General features: G+C 38.7%; 14 protein-coding genes. 10 read left to right on the top strand and 4 right to left on the bottom strand.

Translation table 11 applies throughout. From position 1 onward, the window contains the following. Positions 1 to 93 precede the first annotated feature (93 nt). The 4 genes from WDB87_RS02805 to WDB87_RS02790 all read left to right on the top strand — a co-directional run bounded on the left by WDB87_RS02805 (position 94) and on the right by WDB87_RS02790 (position 2,611). On the top strand, positions 94 to 630 hold the full coding sequence (locus WDB87_RS02805; RefSeq protein ID WP_337848942.1) for a hypothetical protein: 537 nt from the start codon (positions 94 to 96) through the stop codon (positions 628 to 630). Positions 631 to 694: 64 nt separating this feature from the next. Beyond that, complete coding sequence (locus WDB87_RS02800; RefSeq protein ID WP_337848941.1) at positions 695 to 1,303, top strand: hypothetical protein; 609 nt, start codon at positions 695 to 697, stop codon at positions 1,301 to 1,303. Between the two features lie 119 nt (positions 1,304 to 1,422). After that, positions 1,423 to 1,878, top strand: a complete 456-nt coding sequence (locus WDB87_RS02795) for a hypothetical protein (RefSeq protein WP_337848940.1) — start codon at positions 1,423 to 1,425, stop codon at positions 1,876 to 1,878. A 538-nt stretch (positions 1,879 to 2,416) separates the two neighbouring features. Next, the gene (locus tag WDB87_RS02790; protein ID WP_286249084.1) at positions 2,417 to 2,611 is read left to right on the top strand and encodes a (2Fe-2S)-binding protein; all 195 of its coding nucleotides are present in this window, start codon (positions 2,417 to 2,419) and stop codon (positions 2,609 to 2,611) included. A gap of 71 nt (positions 2,612 to 2,682) precedes the next feature. On the opposite strand, the gene bfr (WDB87_RS02785) is transcribed toward WDB87_RS02790, so the two are convergent. From bfr (WDB87_RS02785) to WDB87_RS02775, 3 genes are all read right to left on the bottom strand, one after another. Next, positions 2,683 to 3,147 carry a bacterioferritin gene (gene bfr / locus WDB87_RS02785; protein WP_004588793.1) on the bottom strand — a complete coding sequence of 155 codons (465 nt, stop codon included), beginning with the start codon at positions 3,145 to 3,147 and terminating at the stop codon, positions 2,683 to 2,685. A gap of 12 nt (positions 3,148 to 3,159) precedes the next feature. Then, complete coding sequence (gene bfr, locus WDB87_RS02780) at positions 3,160 to 3,633, bottom strand: bacterioferritin (RefSeq protein ID WP_024031963.1); 474 nt, start codon at positions 3,631 to 3,633, stop codon at positions 3,160 to 3,162. A 166-nt stretch (positions 3,634 to 3,799) separates the two neighbouring features. Beyond that, positions 3,800 to 4,870, bottom strand: a complete 1,071-nt coding sequence (locus tag WDB87_RS02775) for a PepSY-associated TM helix domain-containing protein (protein ID WP_337848939.1) — start codon at positions 4,868 to 4,870, stop codon at positions 3,800 to 3,802. A gap of 426 nt (positions 4,871 to 5,296) precedes the next feature. Here WDB87_RS02775 and WDB87_RS02770 point away from each other — a divergent pair, with 426 nt between their 5' ends. The 6 genes from WDB87_RS02770 to WDB87_RS02745 all read left to right on the top strand — a co-directional run bounded on the left by WDB87_RS02770 (position 5,297) and on the right by WDB87_RS02745 (position 14,055). Then, positions 5,297 to 10,054, top strand: coding sequence for a PAS domain-containing protein (locus WDB87_RS02770; RefSeq protein WP_337848938.1), 4,758 nt, complete (start codon positions 5,297 to 5,299; stop codon positions 10,052 to 10,054). Positions 10,055 to 10,064: 10 nt separating this feature from the next. Continuing rightward, positions 10,065 to 10,550 (top strand): GNAT family N-acetyltransferase, encoded by a 486-nt coding sequence (locus WDB87_RS02765; protein WP_286249096.1) that lies wholly within the window; start codon positions 10,065 to 10,067, stop codon positions 10,548 to 10,550. 134 nt (positions 10,551 to 10,684) lie between these two features. Next, positions 10,685 to 12,040, top strand: a complete 1,356-nt coding sequence (locus WDB87_RS02760) for a DNA-3-methyladenine glycosylase 2 family protein (protein WP_337848937.1) — start codon at positions 10,685 to 10,687, stop codon at positions 12,038 to 12,040. Beyond that, positions 12,037 to 12,507 carry a methylated-DNA--[protein]-cysteine S-methyltransferase gene (locus WDB87_RS02755; RefSeq protein ID WP_286249101.1) on the top strand — a complete coding sequence of 157 codons (471 nt, stop codon included), beginning with the start codon at positions 12,037 to 12,039 and terminating at the stop codon, positions 12,505 to 12,507. Before WDB87_RS02760 ends, WDB87_RS02755 begins: the two co-directional genes overlap by 4 nt. A gap of 67 nt (positions 12,508 to 12,574) precedes the next feature. Next, entirely contained in the window at positions 12,575 to 13,369 is a 795-nt protein-coding gene (locus WDB87_RS02750) for an amino acid ABC transporter substrate-binding protein (protein WP_337848936.1), read from the top strand. Between the two features lie 101 nt (positions 13,370 to 13,470). After that, the gene (locus WDB87_RS02745; protein WP_286249104.1) at positions 13,471 to 14,055 is read left to right on the top strand and encodes a thymidine kinase; all 585 of its coding nucleotides are present in this window, start codon (positions 13,471 to 13,473) and stop codon (positions 14,053 to 14,055) included. Here the strand turns inward: WDB87_RS02745 and ltaE are convergent. Next, entirely contained in the window at positions 14,038 to 15,042 is a 1,005-nt protein-coding gene (ltaE, locus tag WDB87_RS02740; RefSeq protein ID WP_286249106.1) for a low-specificity L-threonine aldolase, read from the bottom strand. The two genes, WDB87_RS02745 and ltaE, sit on opposite strands and share 18 nt — an antisense overlap. Positions 15,043 to 15,056 lie beyond the last annotated feature (14 nt).

Here is a 15,056-nt window from a genome sequence, read left to right as displayed (position 1 = left end):
GGTAGAACTGGTACAATGATAAAAATGACCCGCGGCTCGGTAGAAAAACGACCCAATGGGTCGATATTAAATTGTTAGCTTCCAAGGAGTAACATGCAACCAATTTGGATTGACAAGATAGAAGTTGCTAGACGACAGATTACTGAAGCAGTGACTCTGTTTTTTGAGTTACGTGATTTTGTAGTGATTCATACTGTTATTGCATCTGCTCATCAGGTGTTAATTGATGTGGGCAAAGAGCAAGGAATAGTAAGTGTAGTCAAGAACCCAAAAGGCATGACGAGAGAGGAATTCAGGAAGCATGTAAGAACTGTCAATGAACCTTATAATTTTTTCAAACATGCAGATAAAGATCCTGAAGGAAAGATAAATATCGCTCCAATTGAGAGATTTACATCTGATTTCATGCTTGATGCAATACTAATGCTTCAATATATTTCGGGTGAAATTCCTCTCGAAGCAAAGGTCTTCTGGAGTTGGTTTGTCAGTACATACCCAGATGAGTTCAGCGATTGTCCTGAAGATGGAGCCCTTAAGCACCTGATGTCTTTAGGGCTAAATGAGTGGGATTTTCCTACAATCAGGCAGTTTCTCACATTTGGTGAAATCATGCAGGAAGCTAACAAGTAAATCCAGGTGACGCCTAGGGCGCACCTGATTTAGGCGTTATGTAACTCAATTTTAAGGTGTATCAATGAATGTAATTGTACCTGCAAGTGAAAGAGTATTTAGGCTGTATCATTCACATTGCATTTCCCCTGATTTAGATACTTTATTCAATTTATTAAATGCAATTCATAGCCTTAATGACAAGTTAACAAAAGCTAAACTGTTTAATTTCTTTGATATGGATGAATTTATTGCACTGAAAGCACTGCGCAATGTATTTCATCATCAAAAGGAGTTGTTAAATGAGTTGAGACTAATTCCAGTACAAGAGTTACCACCGATTACAACTGATTTATTGTACTTGTGTTTGGTTCCATCAGAATTGGTAGATAAGTCCATTGAAACTATCCCCAAAAAATATCGAGTCAGCGAAGAACCTATTATTAGATCTACTTTGAGGTGGTATGGTGAAGTTGTTAATATAAATCCATGTGTTTTCAATTTTATGGTAAAGCTTTATGAAGCAATATCTAAAACTGAAATTGAATTAACTGGTGATGAATACTTGGATTTTGATAACTCCTATAAATTTGAAGCTGATAATGGGCATTCGCACTTTATAACTGGTGTTATCAGTTGCCACGCTGGCAGTGTAAATGTCGTATTAGAAAAGGCGTTTGCCAACGTTACATAACAAGGCCTTAAAGTAGAATTCGTATTTGTTGGCTCGGTTTCGTTTCGCTTTAGATTTTGTCAACTATTACACAGTGCTTAGGGCGAGTTATTTAACGCAAGTGAAATTTGGAGTTTCGATTGAATAAAAATATAGAAAAAAAGATCTATCAAATTCGAGAGATTCTAGCTCGATTTGAAAAGGCTGACTTTCATAGCATGACTAGCTTTTATTTTTCATCAGGCTTTCCTGCTGGCTGCTGTGGAGATGCTACTGATTTACTTGGCATATATTTATTGAAGCATCACAGTCTAGAAAGTGACTATGTTTGTGGGCATGGGTTAGGGGATAACTCAAACCAGACACATGCATGGCTAGTATGCCAAGATTACATTATTGATATTACAGCTGATCAGTTTAACGATGATGGCTATGAGCTACCTTCTGTCATCATTGAAAAACAAAGTCCATTTCATGAACTATTTTATGAACTTACCAGTCGCCCAATAAGTGTTGAATATCTCAAAGGTACTGGTATTCCAAGTGTATTGGCAAAAGTAATGTCAGTAATGCAAGCACGGGAAAATGAACTATAAAGGAACTTGGTGGTGCGTCTTGCAATGAGCATGATAAAGATGCTCAGCGTCCGCTTCTGGCACAGAGCAGACCGCCGGTAATTTTTGATTGATGCAATTAACAGTTGTAACTGGCCAAGAGTCGGGGTTCTTTACGTAATGAAAAATAAAGATGCGCTGTCGCTCCTCTGGCAAGCATCGGCCTAAATAAACTCTACCTCGAAGTAAACCCGATTAGCTTTCGTATAACAGATAGGCAAATTACCACTTCAAATCACTTACTGTAATAGATGTTTTCAAGCGATTTCTCGTTGTTTAAGAAATTTACCTAATAAAAAACATAATTATTTTTAGAGTGTAATTTAGTTAATAAATCTCAATTTAAGTGCCATATTTCATTATAAATCAACAAGTTCTCAACGCGCCGTGAATTCTCTATTTAAGTGGCACTGATCATAAAATTTTCGAAAAATAAGATTTTTACTGCGAAACAATTGATAACCATTATTGTTTAGATTAATATGCAGCTACTAAATGAAATTGAGAGTAGTTTTTATTCATGTATGTTTGTCTTTGTCACGGTGTGACCGATAAAAAAATTGAGCAAACAATTGACGATGGTGCAACCACCATGCGTGAATTAACTAAAGAGCTTAAAGTAGGCAGCCAATGCGGTAAGTGTTGTTGTTGTACTAAAAAGATCCTAAATCGCAAACTTATTGAGATTGCAGATATTACCGATCAAGTCGCTTAATTCGTTATTAAAAAATTCAAATACAAAAAAAGCAGCTTTATAAAGCTGCTTTTTTATGACCTAAATTTAGCTTACAGCTGAGACTGTAAGTAATTTTCAAGCCCCGTGTTTTGAATAAGTAATTGCTGGGTTTCTAGCCAGTCAATTTGTTCTTCCTGCTCGTTCAAAATATTATCAAGTGCTTCACGGCTAATATAATCTTTTTTGTTTTCAGCTAATTTAATGGCACTGCGCAAATCATCAATTGTATCGAGCTCAAAGCTCATATTTGCGGCAATCATTTCTTCGCTGTTTTCGCCAATGCGTAAACGGCCTAAGTCTTGTAAGTTAGGTAAGCCTTCTAAAAATAAAATACGCTCGATTAAACGGTCGGCATTTTTCATTTTTTGAATTGAAACTTTGTAGTCTGCTTTATCAAGCTGGCTAAAACCAAAATCTTTAAACATACGAGCATGCAAAAAGTATTGATTAATACCTACAAGCTCATTAGCGAGTACTTTGTTTAAAGCTGCTATAACGTCTTTATCGCCTTTCATACTTTATGCTCCTTACTCGCCCATTTGTGCTTGATGGTAGTTTTGTGTGCCAATTTTATCAATTAGACCAAGTTGTTGCTCTAACCAATAAACGTGATCTTCTTCGGTATCAAATAATAGCTTTTCTAATACTTCGCGCGACTGATAATCTTGTTGTTCTTCACAAATAGCAATTACCTCTTTAACACATGCCACTACTTCAAGCTCTAGTGTTAAGTCGTTCTGCATCATGCTTTTTACATCGTTACCAATTAAAAGGTCACGGCGTTTAGTCATGTTAGGCACGCCTTCTAAAAACAAGATGCGTTTGATTAACCAATCTGCGTGATCTTTTTCTTCTTCCATTTCATGGTTAAGGCGCACATATAATTTATCTAAACCCCAGTCATCATACATTCGTGAATGAATAAAATACTGGTCAATTGCTGCTAACTCATTGGCTAGCAAAGTATTAAATGCATCGATTACTTTTTGATTACCTTTCATGATAAATCACCTTAACTATTTTAATTGTGCACAGTGTAGTTAAATCTACGTATTTTGCAAGTTTTTCTATAAAAATCATTGATTTATAATTGGTTTTGATTCTTATTTAAGTTTGCGTTATTGCTTGGTTTGTGTACAGTTTTGTATTTTTATTTAAAGGGTAATGCTATACCCACTTGTGCCGTTTGCACCATAAATAAACACCACTGAGTATAAAAAAAGCTAACGACAGTGATATTAAAAGCCATAAAAATTTTACAATTGGCCCTGCAAATGCGCCAGTATGAAACACATATTTAAAGTTCCATACATGGGTAACTGCATTTGCTTTACTGGCATCATACGCGCTAAGCACGTTAGCGTTATATGGGTTTACCCACACCCAGCTATAAGCGTGGCTTTCTCCTGGGTTTTGTAGGCGTAAAGCGATTGGGTCATCGTGTTTTTTAGGTAAGTAAATACGATACAAAATACCCTCAGGAAATACATCAAGGGCGTTATTTATTGCTTGGTCGTAGTTAGTAATTACTGCTGGTTTTGCTATCACTGTGGGCGCTTTAGGCCTATTTTGTACGTGAGAAAATGCCGCGGTTTCTACTAATGTTTTGGTCGCACTTTTCCAATTAAAGGTGATACCGGTAAAGGCAATAAGCATTAGCGGTAATAAAACATAAACACCAATCACGGTGTGTAGCTGATACATAAGTACTTTAAATTTGGCTTTAGGTTTAATCGCCAGTCGTTTTAGGCGGTTTTTAGGCTTAACCCATAAATAAAAACCCACTAACACATTTATTATTAATAATAGGGCGCATACAGAGACCACGTTTTTTAGTGGTTTTTCACCAGAGACTGTTTCAAATAATAGCCAGCGATGCAAAGCAAGGGTAAAACCATACAGCGTGTCTTTTGTTTCGTATTGAAAAATTACTTTGCCCGTATACGGGTTTACACTGGCGTTACTGCCATCACCTAATCTAAATTGCCAGCTGGCATTAGGGTTACTGAGAGGCATAAAGCGGGTGATTTTTTTATCTGTTTGCTGCTGTACTTCACGGATTAATTCACCGTGACTAAGCGCTTTGGTTTGTGGTTCTACTTGCCATTTTTCGGGTTGAACATAATATTGTATGTCATTTGCATAGAGTAAAATGGCGCCGCTAATACTAAGTATTAATAAAAAAAGGCCACTTAGTAAGGCAAGGTATAAGTGTATTCTACGTAACCAGATTTTCAAAAGTAATCTCTATAATAAGCAGTTACAGTGATTGTAAGTGATAGAATAGGTGTTTATCAATTTATAAAATGCAGCTCTAAATATAAACGTGCTCTTGTGAACAAAACTCCGAAAGCGAACTCTGCGGCAAGTTTTATACATTTAACTAAGTTTGAGAATAATTAATGGCATAAGGTAGGTAAAAGTTCGTATAAATAGTGCTTTAATTTTATGATAATGGCATAAGTATCAGTCAAAGATTAAAATATATGCTATTTACATTTTTGCTTATTATTACGTGTAAATTTTGATTGCAACTTATTGATGTTTAAACTGTAATTATACGGCGTATTTTATTCGCTTTGTGGGTTAAAACTTGCGTCTTTTAGGTTTTAGTGCATTAATATAGGTAATAAATAATACAATAACAATTATTGGACGTATAGCATGGTTGAAGGAAGAAAGTATGGGCTGCTAAATAGCGCAGCTCAATCTGTGCGCAGTAAACTGATCGTTACTTTTTTATTAATTGCTATTGTTCCACTTTGCTTACTGACTTGGTTTAGCTTACAGCATGTTAATGATACGCTGCGAAAAAATGCTAATACCGAGCTGCATGAATTAAGCTCTATCGCCTCAGAGTTTGCTAATTTATGGTTTGATGATCACCTTACTGATTTATATACCTTTAAAAATCAGCTTTCTAACTTCCCACTTGAGCAAAGCAAATTAATAAATCATTTTGTTAATCAATATGACTTTGTAAATAGTATAGAAATTATAGCTGCATCGGCACTTAAGCAGCCCATTATCTCGACTTACGGGCAGATAAACAAAGGTGAGCTTAGTACGCTTATTAATTCGGTTAATACCTCAACACCAGCCGCTTTTGGCTCTGTTATGTTTAATGGCAAACAGTTTAATATTGTGGCTATGCCTTTGCTTAATTCGGCGCAGCAACTAGAGGGTGTGATTCTCACAGAAGTAAATATTAATGGCCTTTTAAAAAGTTTAAACACCATTCACAACATGCACAACGAAGTGAGTTTTTTTGTACTACATAATAATAAAATAGAGCGCTCTTCAGTAACAAATGCAGATGAGGCGCCTGTTTTTTCGCAAACGGCCCTCACCAGTAAGCAAGTGTTTGATTATGTCAGTGCAAACGGCACGACATACCATGCATATATTAGTGATTTAAATTTTTTAGGTGTGCAAGGGTGGCAACTTTTAGCAGCAAAACCATTGCAAATTATGCTCAAAGACTCCGCTTATTATAAGCAGCTGGCTATTTTTACAAATGCAGTCTCTTTACTTCTTATTTTATGCGCTGCATGGTGGTTTAGTCGGCGCTTATCTAAACCTTTAATTCAGCTCACCTCAGTAATGACTAAAATTACCGATGGCGAGAAAGTAACTGTACCGACCTTAACTGATAGCCATGAGTTAAATAGGTTATCAGTCGATCTTCAAAAAATGGTGGCAGTGAAAGAAGAGCAGCAGAGTATACTGCAAAAGCAACGTTCAGCTTTGCAAACCGCGTTTAAACAATTAGATGAGCAAAAAAGTGCCCTTGATGAACATGCCATTGTTGCAGTAACCGATTTAGCGGGCACTATTACTTTTGTCAATAAGAAGTTTTGTGAAATAAGCGGTTATGAAGAACATGAGCTTATTGGCCAAAACCACCGCTTACTAAACTCAGGCAGGCACGACAAAGGTTTTTTTAAAAGCATGTATAAAACCCTTAAACGGGGTGAAGTATGGAACGGCCAAATATGTAATAAAGCAAAACATGGCGGTTTTTATTGGGTAGACACAACGATAGCGCCATTTTTTGATGAGCACGGTAAACCGCAAAGCTATATAGCTATTCGTACCGATGTCACGCCACTAAAACTACAAGAACTTGAACTTGAGCAGCACAAAACGCAGCTGCAACTTGTAATAGATACTACCGCAGTAGGAATATGGGATTGGTTTATAGATACCAGCAAAGTGACGTTTAATAATCGCTGGGCAGAAATAATAGGCTATAAGCTCAGTGAGCTAGAGCCAACAACAATTGATACTTGGTATAAGTATGCACACCCTGATGATTTAGTTATTTCAGAGCAAAAATTAAAAGCGCATTTTAACGGTGATACAGACTACTATGTCAGCGAAGCGCGGATGAAACACAAAGATGGCCACTGGGTTTGGGTGCTTGATACTGCAAAAGTAGTCGACTGGAACTTAGATGGCTCGCCTCGTCGTATGATTGGCACACATTTAGATATTACCGAGCGCAAGCAAATTGAATCTGAACTACAGCATAGCCGCGATCGCTTTGCATCTTTGGTGGCAAATATTCCAGGGGTTATTTATCGATGTAAGTTCGATAAAGCCTGGACTATGTTGTATATGAGTGACCAAGTAAAAGACATAACAGGCTATACGCCTGATGACTTTATTAATAATAAAACACTAAGCTTTGCCGCTATTATTCACGATGGCGATCAAGATGTTGAGCTGCAAGTAAGTACCTGTATTGCACAAAAGCTGCCTTGGTCTATTGAATACAGAGTAAAAAGAAATGATGGCAGTATTCGTTGGGTGCACGAAAAAGGCCAAGCAATTTATGGCGATGACAACGAAGTTCTTTATTTAGATGGCTTTATTTTAGACATTACTGAGCGCCATAATACTCAAGTAGAAATTACCCGCCAACAAAACCTGCTTGAGGCAATGAGTAAACAAGGCCAAATTGGCGCATGGGAAATAAACCTTGAAAACCAAACCATGTATTGGTCAGACGAAGTAAAAGTAATACACGAAGTTCCCGACGGGTTTGAGCCTAGCATTGATACTGCCATTAACTTTTATAAGCCAGGAGAGCACCGCGATAAAATTAGCACGTTGTTTGAATGTGCGGTGACTTTAGGCGAAAGCTGGAGTGTTGAGCTGATAATTTTAACTTATACCGGTAAAGAGCGCTGGGTTAAGTCGATGGGGCAGGCGGAATTTAAAGACGGCAAATGTGTGCGTGTATTTGGCTCTTTTCAAAGTATTGATGCACATAAACGCCTAGAGTTAGAAAGCGAAAAAGCAAACGCCTATAACAAAAATTTAGCGTCATTAACGGTTTCGCCTGAGGTACAAAATAGCGACGTTGCGCAAGTTAAAAAGCTGACGATAAAGTCGATGGTAGAGGTATTAAATGTTGAGCGTGCCTCTATTTGGATATTTAACAAACAGTGCGACGAAATGGCGTGCCATGGTTTATATACTCGACAAGATGGATTTGTAGATTTTGACGGCGTTCTTAAAAAGGTTGATTTTCCAAGTTACTATGAGGCTATTTTTGAGCAAAACCTAGTGGCAATTGAAGATGTATATACGCATAAGGCAACCATTGAATTTACGCAAAGTTATACTCAACCATTAAATATTCAGTCGATGCTGGATGCGGTTATTTCGACAGGCGATGGAAATTTAGGTATTTTATGCGCAGAAACTGTAGGGGCTAAGCACACTTGGACGCAAAGTGAAGAAACCTATTTGCGCTCTTTGGCTACGTTAGTCGGTAGCACCTTGGTCTCGCAAAAGCGTAAAGAAACCGCTGAAAAGCTAAAGGTTGCTTTAGTGCAAGCACAAGATGCTGCTGTAGCAAAAAGCCAGTTTTTAGCAACCATGAGCCACGAAATTCGCACGCCGATGAACGGCGTATTAGGCATGTTAGAGCTGGTAGAATTAGAGCCATTAAGTAAACCAATAGAAAAAAAGGTCGCTATTGCTAAAAGCAGTGCTCATTCTTTACTTGGCGTTATTAACGATATTTTAGATTTTTCAAAGGCGGAAGCAGGCAAAGTTGAGCTTGAGCATATACATTTTAATGCGCGCGACTTAATTGGCGAAATAGCCGAGGCACAGGCCTTTACCGCACAAGAAAAAGGCATTGAGATTATTTTAGATTTAGTCTCCTTGGAGCCTTCACATTTAATGGGCGACCCCGGGCGTATACGCCAAGTGGTAACCAACTTAATTAGTAATGCAGTTAAATTTACCAGTCAGGGTGAAGTGGTGGTGAGCGCATCTATAGAAAAAACCGACCAAGACCTACTGCTAAATATAAAAGTAAAAGACTCAGGGATAGGCATAACCGAAGCAAAACAACAGCAATTATTTACCCCTTTTTCGCAAGTGGATGCATCTACCACGCGAGAATACGGAGGCACGGGGCTGGGGCTCGCTATATGTAAACAGTTATGTGAGCTAATGAATGGTAAAATTTCACTGGCGAGCGAACCTGACAAAGGCAGCGAATTTACTGCAACCATGCAAGTGGCTGAAGGCATCGAAAAAGAACGTACTATCCCTAATATAAATATGAGTTCGTTAAATGTACTCGTAGTTGATGATAACGAAACTAACCGCTTAGTTATCTCTCAGCAATTAGGGCATTGGGGGGCTAATGTTACGCTTGCTAGTAGTGCAAAACAGGCGCTTGAACTTTGTGCACAGCGCATAGAAAAAAATCAGGCAATGTTTGATATTGCCGTGCTAGATATGCAAATGCCAGAAATGGATGGTATGGAGCTTTGTAAATTATTAAAAGCCCATGATGATTATAAAGCCATGCCACTGGTAATGATGACCAGTATTGCAGGCATGGAAGGTGCACAGCGCTATTCAAAAATTGGTTTTCAGGCGTATTTTCCTAAGCCAGTTACAACCGCTGATTTAATATCTGCGTTATCGGTTATTACAAGTTCAGACAGCACTGAACCCCTTCCTCTAGTGACCCCAGGGTATATTTCGTCACTAAGAAAAGAAAAATCAGACACACCTGCAAAAATTTTATTAGTTGAGGATAACCCTGTTAATCAGCATGTTTCTACACTTATGCTTAAAAAGCTAAATTGCGAAGTGATACTGGCGCAAAATGGTCAAGAAGCCATAGATACTTTAAGTGAGCATAACGAGGGGTATTTTGATTTAGTATTAATGGATTGCCAAATGCCGGTAATGGATGGCTTTGACGCCACGGCTAATATACGAGACGGTATGGCAGGGGGTGAGCACAAAGCAATAAAAATAATTGCCCTCACCGCCAATGCAATGGACTCAGATAAAGAACGTTGTATAGATGCCGGTATGGATGATTACTTAACTAAACCCATACAGCTTGATATTTTAAAAGAAAAAATAGAGCAGTACTTTTAGGATTAATAACATGAGTAAACAAATACAAATACGCGATGCTAAAAAAAGCGACGCGCCAACCATTTTACAGTTTATTACCGAACTGGCTATTTACGAAAAAGAACCCGATGCAGTAAAAACAGATGAGCAGGCAATTATAAAAACATTGTTTAGTGAGGGGGCAACAGCACATAGTGTTATTTGCCTTGAAAATGATGAGCCTATTGGCTTTGCGGTGTATTTTTATAATTACTCTACTTGGCTGGGTAAAAATGGCTTATATTTGGAAGATTTATACGTAAGCCCTGATAGCCGAGGCAATGGTGCTGGTAAATTAATAATGAAGCACCTGGCTAATAAAGCCATAACAAATGACTGTGGACGTTTTGAGTGGGTAGTACTGGATTGGAATAAACCCGCTATAGATTTTTATAATAGCATAGGGGCAAAAGCCCAAAACGAATGGATAATCTACCGCTTAGCAGGCCAAGACTTACTCGATTTTGCAGAGCAGTAGTTATACTAAGTCGCTTAATTAAGTGGGTTAGTATGATACTTTTAAAATAAGTTGAGTGCCGAAAACGGCCAGTGTCTGCTTTAAAAATTGTTATGCTGAGTTACGTTTTATTGCGGATTGGTATCAGACCCTACATGAATAATCAGTATTGGCAAAGAGCACGGCAAAGCCGCGATGCACGATTTGATGGCTTATTTTACGTTGCGGTAAAAAGCACCGGCATTTATTGTCGGCCAATCTGCCCCGCGCCCACCGCCCACGAAAAAAATGTGGTGTATTATCAATATGCGCACAACGCAGCACAAGCTGGTTTTAGGCCATGTATACGTTGCAGACCCGATAGTGCTCCGGGCAGCGCTGCTTGGCAGGGGGTAAAAACGACCGCACTTAGAGCTAAGCAGTTAATTGATTTAGGAGATACCTGTAATTGCGAAATGCTAGCTACTCGTCTGGGTATTACCAGTCGTTATTTGCGGCGCATATTTAATCAGCACTTTGGTATGTCTGTTACTCAGTACCGGTTATTTAATCAGTGCCATTTTGCTAAAAAGCTCATTCAAGAGACCACATTGCCCATAACCGATATTGCATTTGCTGCTGGTTTTAAAAGTGTGCGTCGTTTTAACGATGCTTTTTTACAACAATTAAATATACCCCCATCAAAGCTCAGAAAATCAAAAAAAGAGGCAACCCCTGTGATTGTATTAACTCTCCCTTTTAGACCGCCTTACAATTGGCAAGCTTTGCATAGCTTTTTGTCAAAGCGGCTAATAGAGCCTATGGAGTGGATAACCCCAACCAGTTACGGGCGAACGTTTAAGCTAAAAGGGGCGGTAGGTTATTTTAATGCGCACTTTGAGGTACAAAATAACCATTTCAAAGTTGAAATAGTAATAAATAATACCGAGCACTTACAAAAAGTAATTAATAATATACGCCGTGTACTGGATGTAGATGCCGACATAAACCATATTGAAAGCCACTTAAAAAACAGTATTAATGATGCGTTTACATTAAGCAAAGGGCTACGCTTACCTGGGATTTGGTCAAGTTTTGAAGCAGGGGTTAGGGCTGTATTGGGCCAACAAGTTAGCGTGGGGGCAGCGCACACTTTAGTAACAACGCTGGTCACAGAGCGCGGCGACAAACTCGCTGATAAAGTGTATTTTCCACAGCCGGAGGATTTAGCTACATGCGACTTTGAATTTTTTAAAATGCCACAAGCGCGTAAAAATGCTTTAAAAAATTTAGCGCAGTATTGCGCAGATAACCCGAATAATAGCCTTTTAGGTAATTGGCTCGATATAAAAGGCATAGGCCCTTGGACAGTTAACTACGCAAAACTGCGCGGGCAAAGTAACCCAGATATACTATTAGCCGGTGATCTAGGGGTAAAAAAAGCGTTACTAAGTGCTAAGCAGTTTAACCCAGAGCTGAGCGCACCATTTCGCTCGTACTTAACATTTCAACTATGGCAGCAACTTTCATGATTATACAGACCGCTATTTCAAGCCCAATTGACGATATTATTATTCAAGCGACTGAACACGGGGTGAGCTATGTTGGGTTTTTCCCAAAAACACATTACAGCCATACACCCGTTGAGCAAGTAACAAATGGTGCGGTTTTAATCTGCGTAAAACAATTAAACGAATACTTTAATGGCCAGCGCAAAACCTTTAATGTGCCATTAGATACACAAGGAACGCCTTTTCAAAATGGTGTGTGGCAAGCACTGCTCAGCGTCCCTTTTGGCAAAACCATGACCTACGGCGATATAGCTAAACAATTAAATAATCCTAATGCGGTCAGAGCAGTAGGGGCTGCAAATGGTAAAAACCCCATTAGTATTATTGTGCCGTGTCATCGAATTATTGGTGCAAACTCAAAGCTTACAGGGTATGCCGGTGGCCTTGAGAGAAAAAGTTGGCTACTAAAGCATGAAGGAATAATTTAATAGTTACAGAACTGGCAGCTTTATTATTACACGCTACAATTTACATTATTTACTAATAAAAATTATTATGAGTATCAGCGGCTTAAATTATTTATTTATAATTGGTATGATGTTTTCTTCTGCAGTGTTTGCTAACCCTCAAACGCTTATATTTTGCTACGAAGATAAAGATGTAGCACCTATGTTTTTAGGTGTTGGGCAAGAAGTCCCTATAGATAACCCTGGCGCTTCAATTGAAATTTTAAAGCAATTGGATGCGGAGATACAAAATGTGGTCATTTCATTTGTTAGAAAACCATGGCGCAGATGCCTAAACGATTTAGAACTCAACCGAGCTAATGCCGTTATTGCCAGTTATCTTGCTGGGCGTGAACGTTTTGCTGTGTACCCTACAAACGAAAAAGGGGTATTACTAGAAAAATTTGCAGTGAGTCGTTTTAGTAGCTGCTTAATAGGGCGGGGTCGTTTTCATAAACAATGGAAAACGCGTGAAGTATTTCAAAATAAAGCATTCACTATCGCCATTCCTAATGGCTATGGCTTGAACAGCGCACTAAAAGAAGAGCCTTTTTACATCCATAATACGTTTTCAAAAGACAAAGCATTTGAATTACTTGATAAAGGAGTTGTACAGGCTAGTGTTGATTTATGCCAAGTAGATGATTTAAAAGTTTCGAGCTATCAACATAAAGGGAGCGATGTAAAACCCCTTTACCCACCTTATGAAACAACCGACGGTTATTTAATTTTTTCAAAGCAGTTTTACCAGCAAAATAGCCAGCTTAGTAAAGAAATATGGCAATGGTTAGCGCGCTTTGACAGTGCTCCAATTTATATAAAATATCTACAAACTGTTGAGTAATAAGAAAATCAAAGCGCTTATTAACTAAAATAGAGATATGAAATTGGTATTAATCGCATATTAAGGTAGCATAAGCGCACTTTTTATCTTAAGGCACGGCAATGGCTCAATTATACTTTTACTACTCTGCGATGAATGCGGGTAAATCTACCACCTTATTACAATCGGCGTTTAACTATCGTGAGCGCGGTATGGAGCCAGTTATTTTAACGGCTGCAATTGATAACCGCTCTGGTGTAGGAAAAGTATCATCTCGTATTGGTCTGCAAGCTGAAGCACATATATTTGATGAATCCAACAATGTATTTGATTTGATCCAAACCCTTCAAAACGAAAAAAAACGCCACTGTGTATTGGTCGACGAATGCCAGTTTTTGTCAAAAGAGCAGGTGATGCAGTTAACCGATGTAGTGGATGAATTAGGTATTCCGGTATTGTGTTACGGCCTTAGGAGCGACTTTAGAGGTGAGTTATTTATTGGCTCACAGTATTTATTAGCATGGGCCGATAAATTAGTTGAGCTTAAAACGGTGTGTCATTGCGGGCGCAAAGCAAATCATGTGCTGCGTACAGATGAAAATGGCAATGCGATTGCCGATGGTAACCAAGTAGAAATTGGCGGCAACGACCGATACGTTTCGGTGTGCCGCAAACATTATAAAGCAGAATTAAATATGGGCCGTTAAAGTATTTAAAAATGTATCAATATCTTCGCGCGTAATATCTAAATGCGTGACTAGCCTAAGCTGCTTGCTTGGGCTAATTAATATACCTTGCTGTTTAAGCGCTTGTGCAAGTTCTTCAATATTAATACTACTACTGTACGTTGCATACACCATATTAGTGGTGTTGCTCATATCTACAGTAAAACCGCTTAATTCATTTAACTTTTGAGCTAAATAACGTGCATTAGCGTGATCTTCTTGCAAGCGATTTACATTGTGCTCAAGTGCGAATTGCCCTGCCCCTGCAAGCATTCCTGCTTGGCGCATGCCACCACCGAGTACTTTTCTCCAGCGCCTAGCTTTATCAATCAATGCTTGTGAGCCTAATAATAACGAGCCGACTGGCGCACCTAAGCCCTTAGATAAGCAAATTGAGACAGAGTCAAAGTGCTTTGTAATTGTAGTTATATCAACATTTAGCTCAACGGCTGCATTAAACGCACGCGCGCCATCTAAATGTAGTGCTAAATTATGTGTATTAACAAAGTCGCGAGCTTGGGCTAAGTACTCAAGCGGGAGCACTTTTCCACCAATGGTGTTTTCAAGGCTAAGCAACCGAGTTTTAGCAAAGTGGCAATCATCGGGTTTTATTGCCGCAGCAATTTTACTAAAAGGGAGAGTCCCATCAGCTTCGTTTTCGATAGGTTGTGGTTGAACAGACCCTAAAACGGCTGCGCCACCGCCTTCAAACTTATAATTATGGGCATTTTGCCCACAGATATATTCATCTCCACGTTCGCAATGTGCCATTAACGCCAGTAAATTAGCTTGTGTGCCAGAGCTGCAATAAAGCGCAGCATCAAAGTTAAAACGCTTACACGCGTATGCTTCTAATTGGTTTACGCTAGGATCATCCCCGTACACATCATCGCCTACTGGCGAGTTGTACATTACTTCGCGCATAGCTATTGACGGTTTAGTAACTGTGTCTGAGCGAAAATCTATCATTATTGTTATTCCTT

The sequence above is a fragment of the Pseudoalteromonas sp. C12FD-1 genome (assembly GCF_037414265.1).
GTDB lineage: Bacteria > Pseudomonadota > Gammaproteobacteria > Enterobacterales > Alteromonadaceae > Pseudoalteromonas.
The sequence above is the reverse complement of the archived record's forward strand: the minus strand, read 5'-3'. Positions and strand labels throughout refer to the sequence as shown.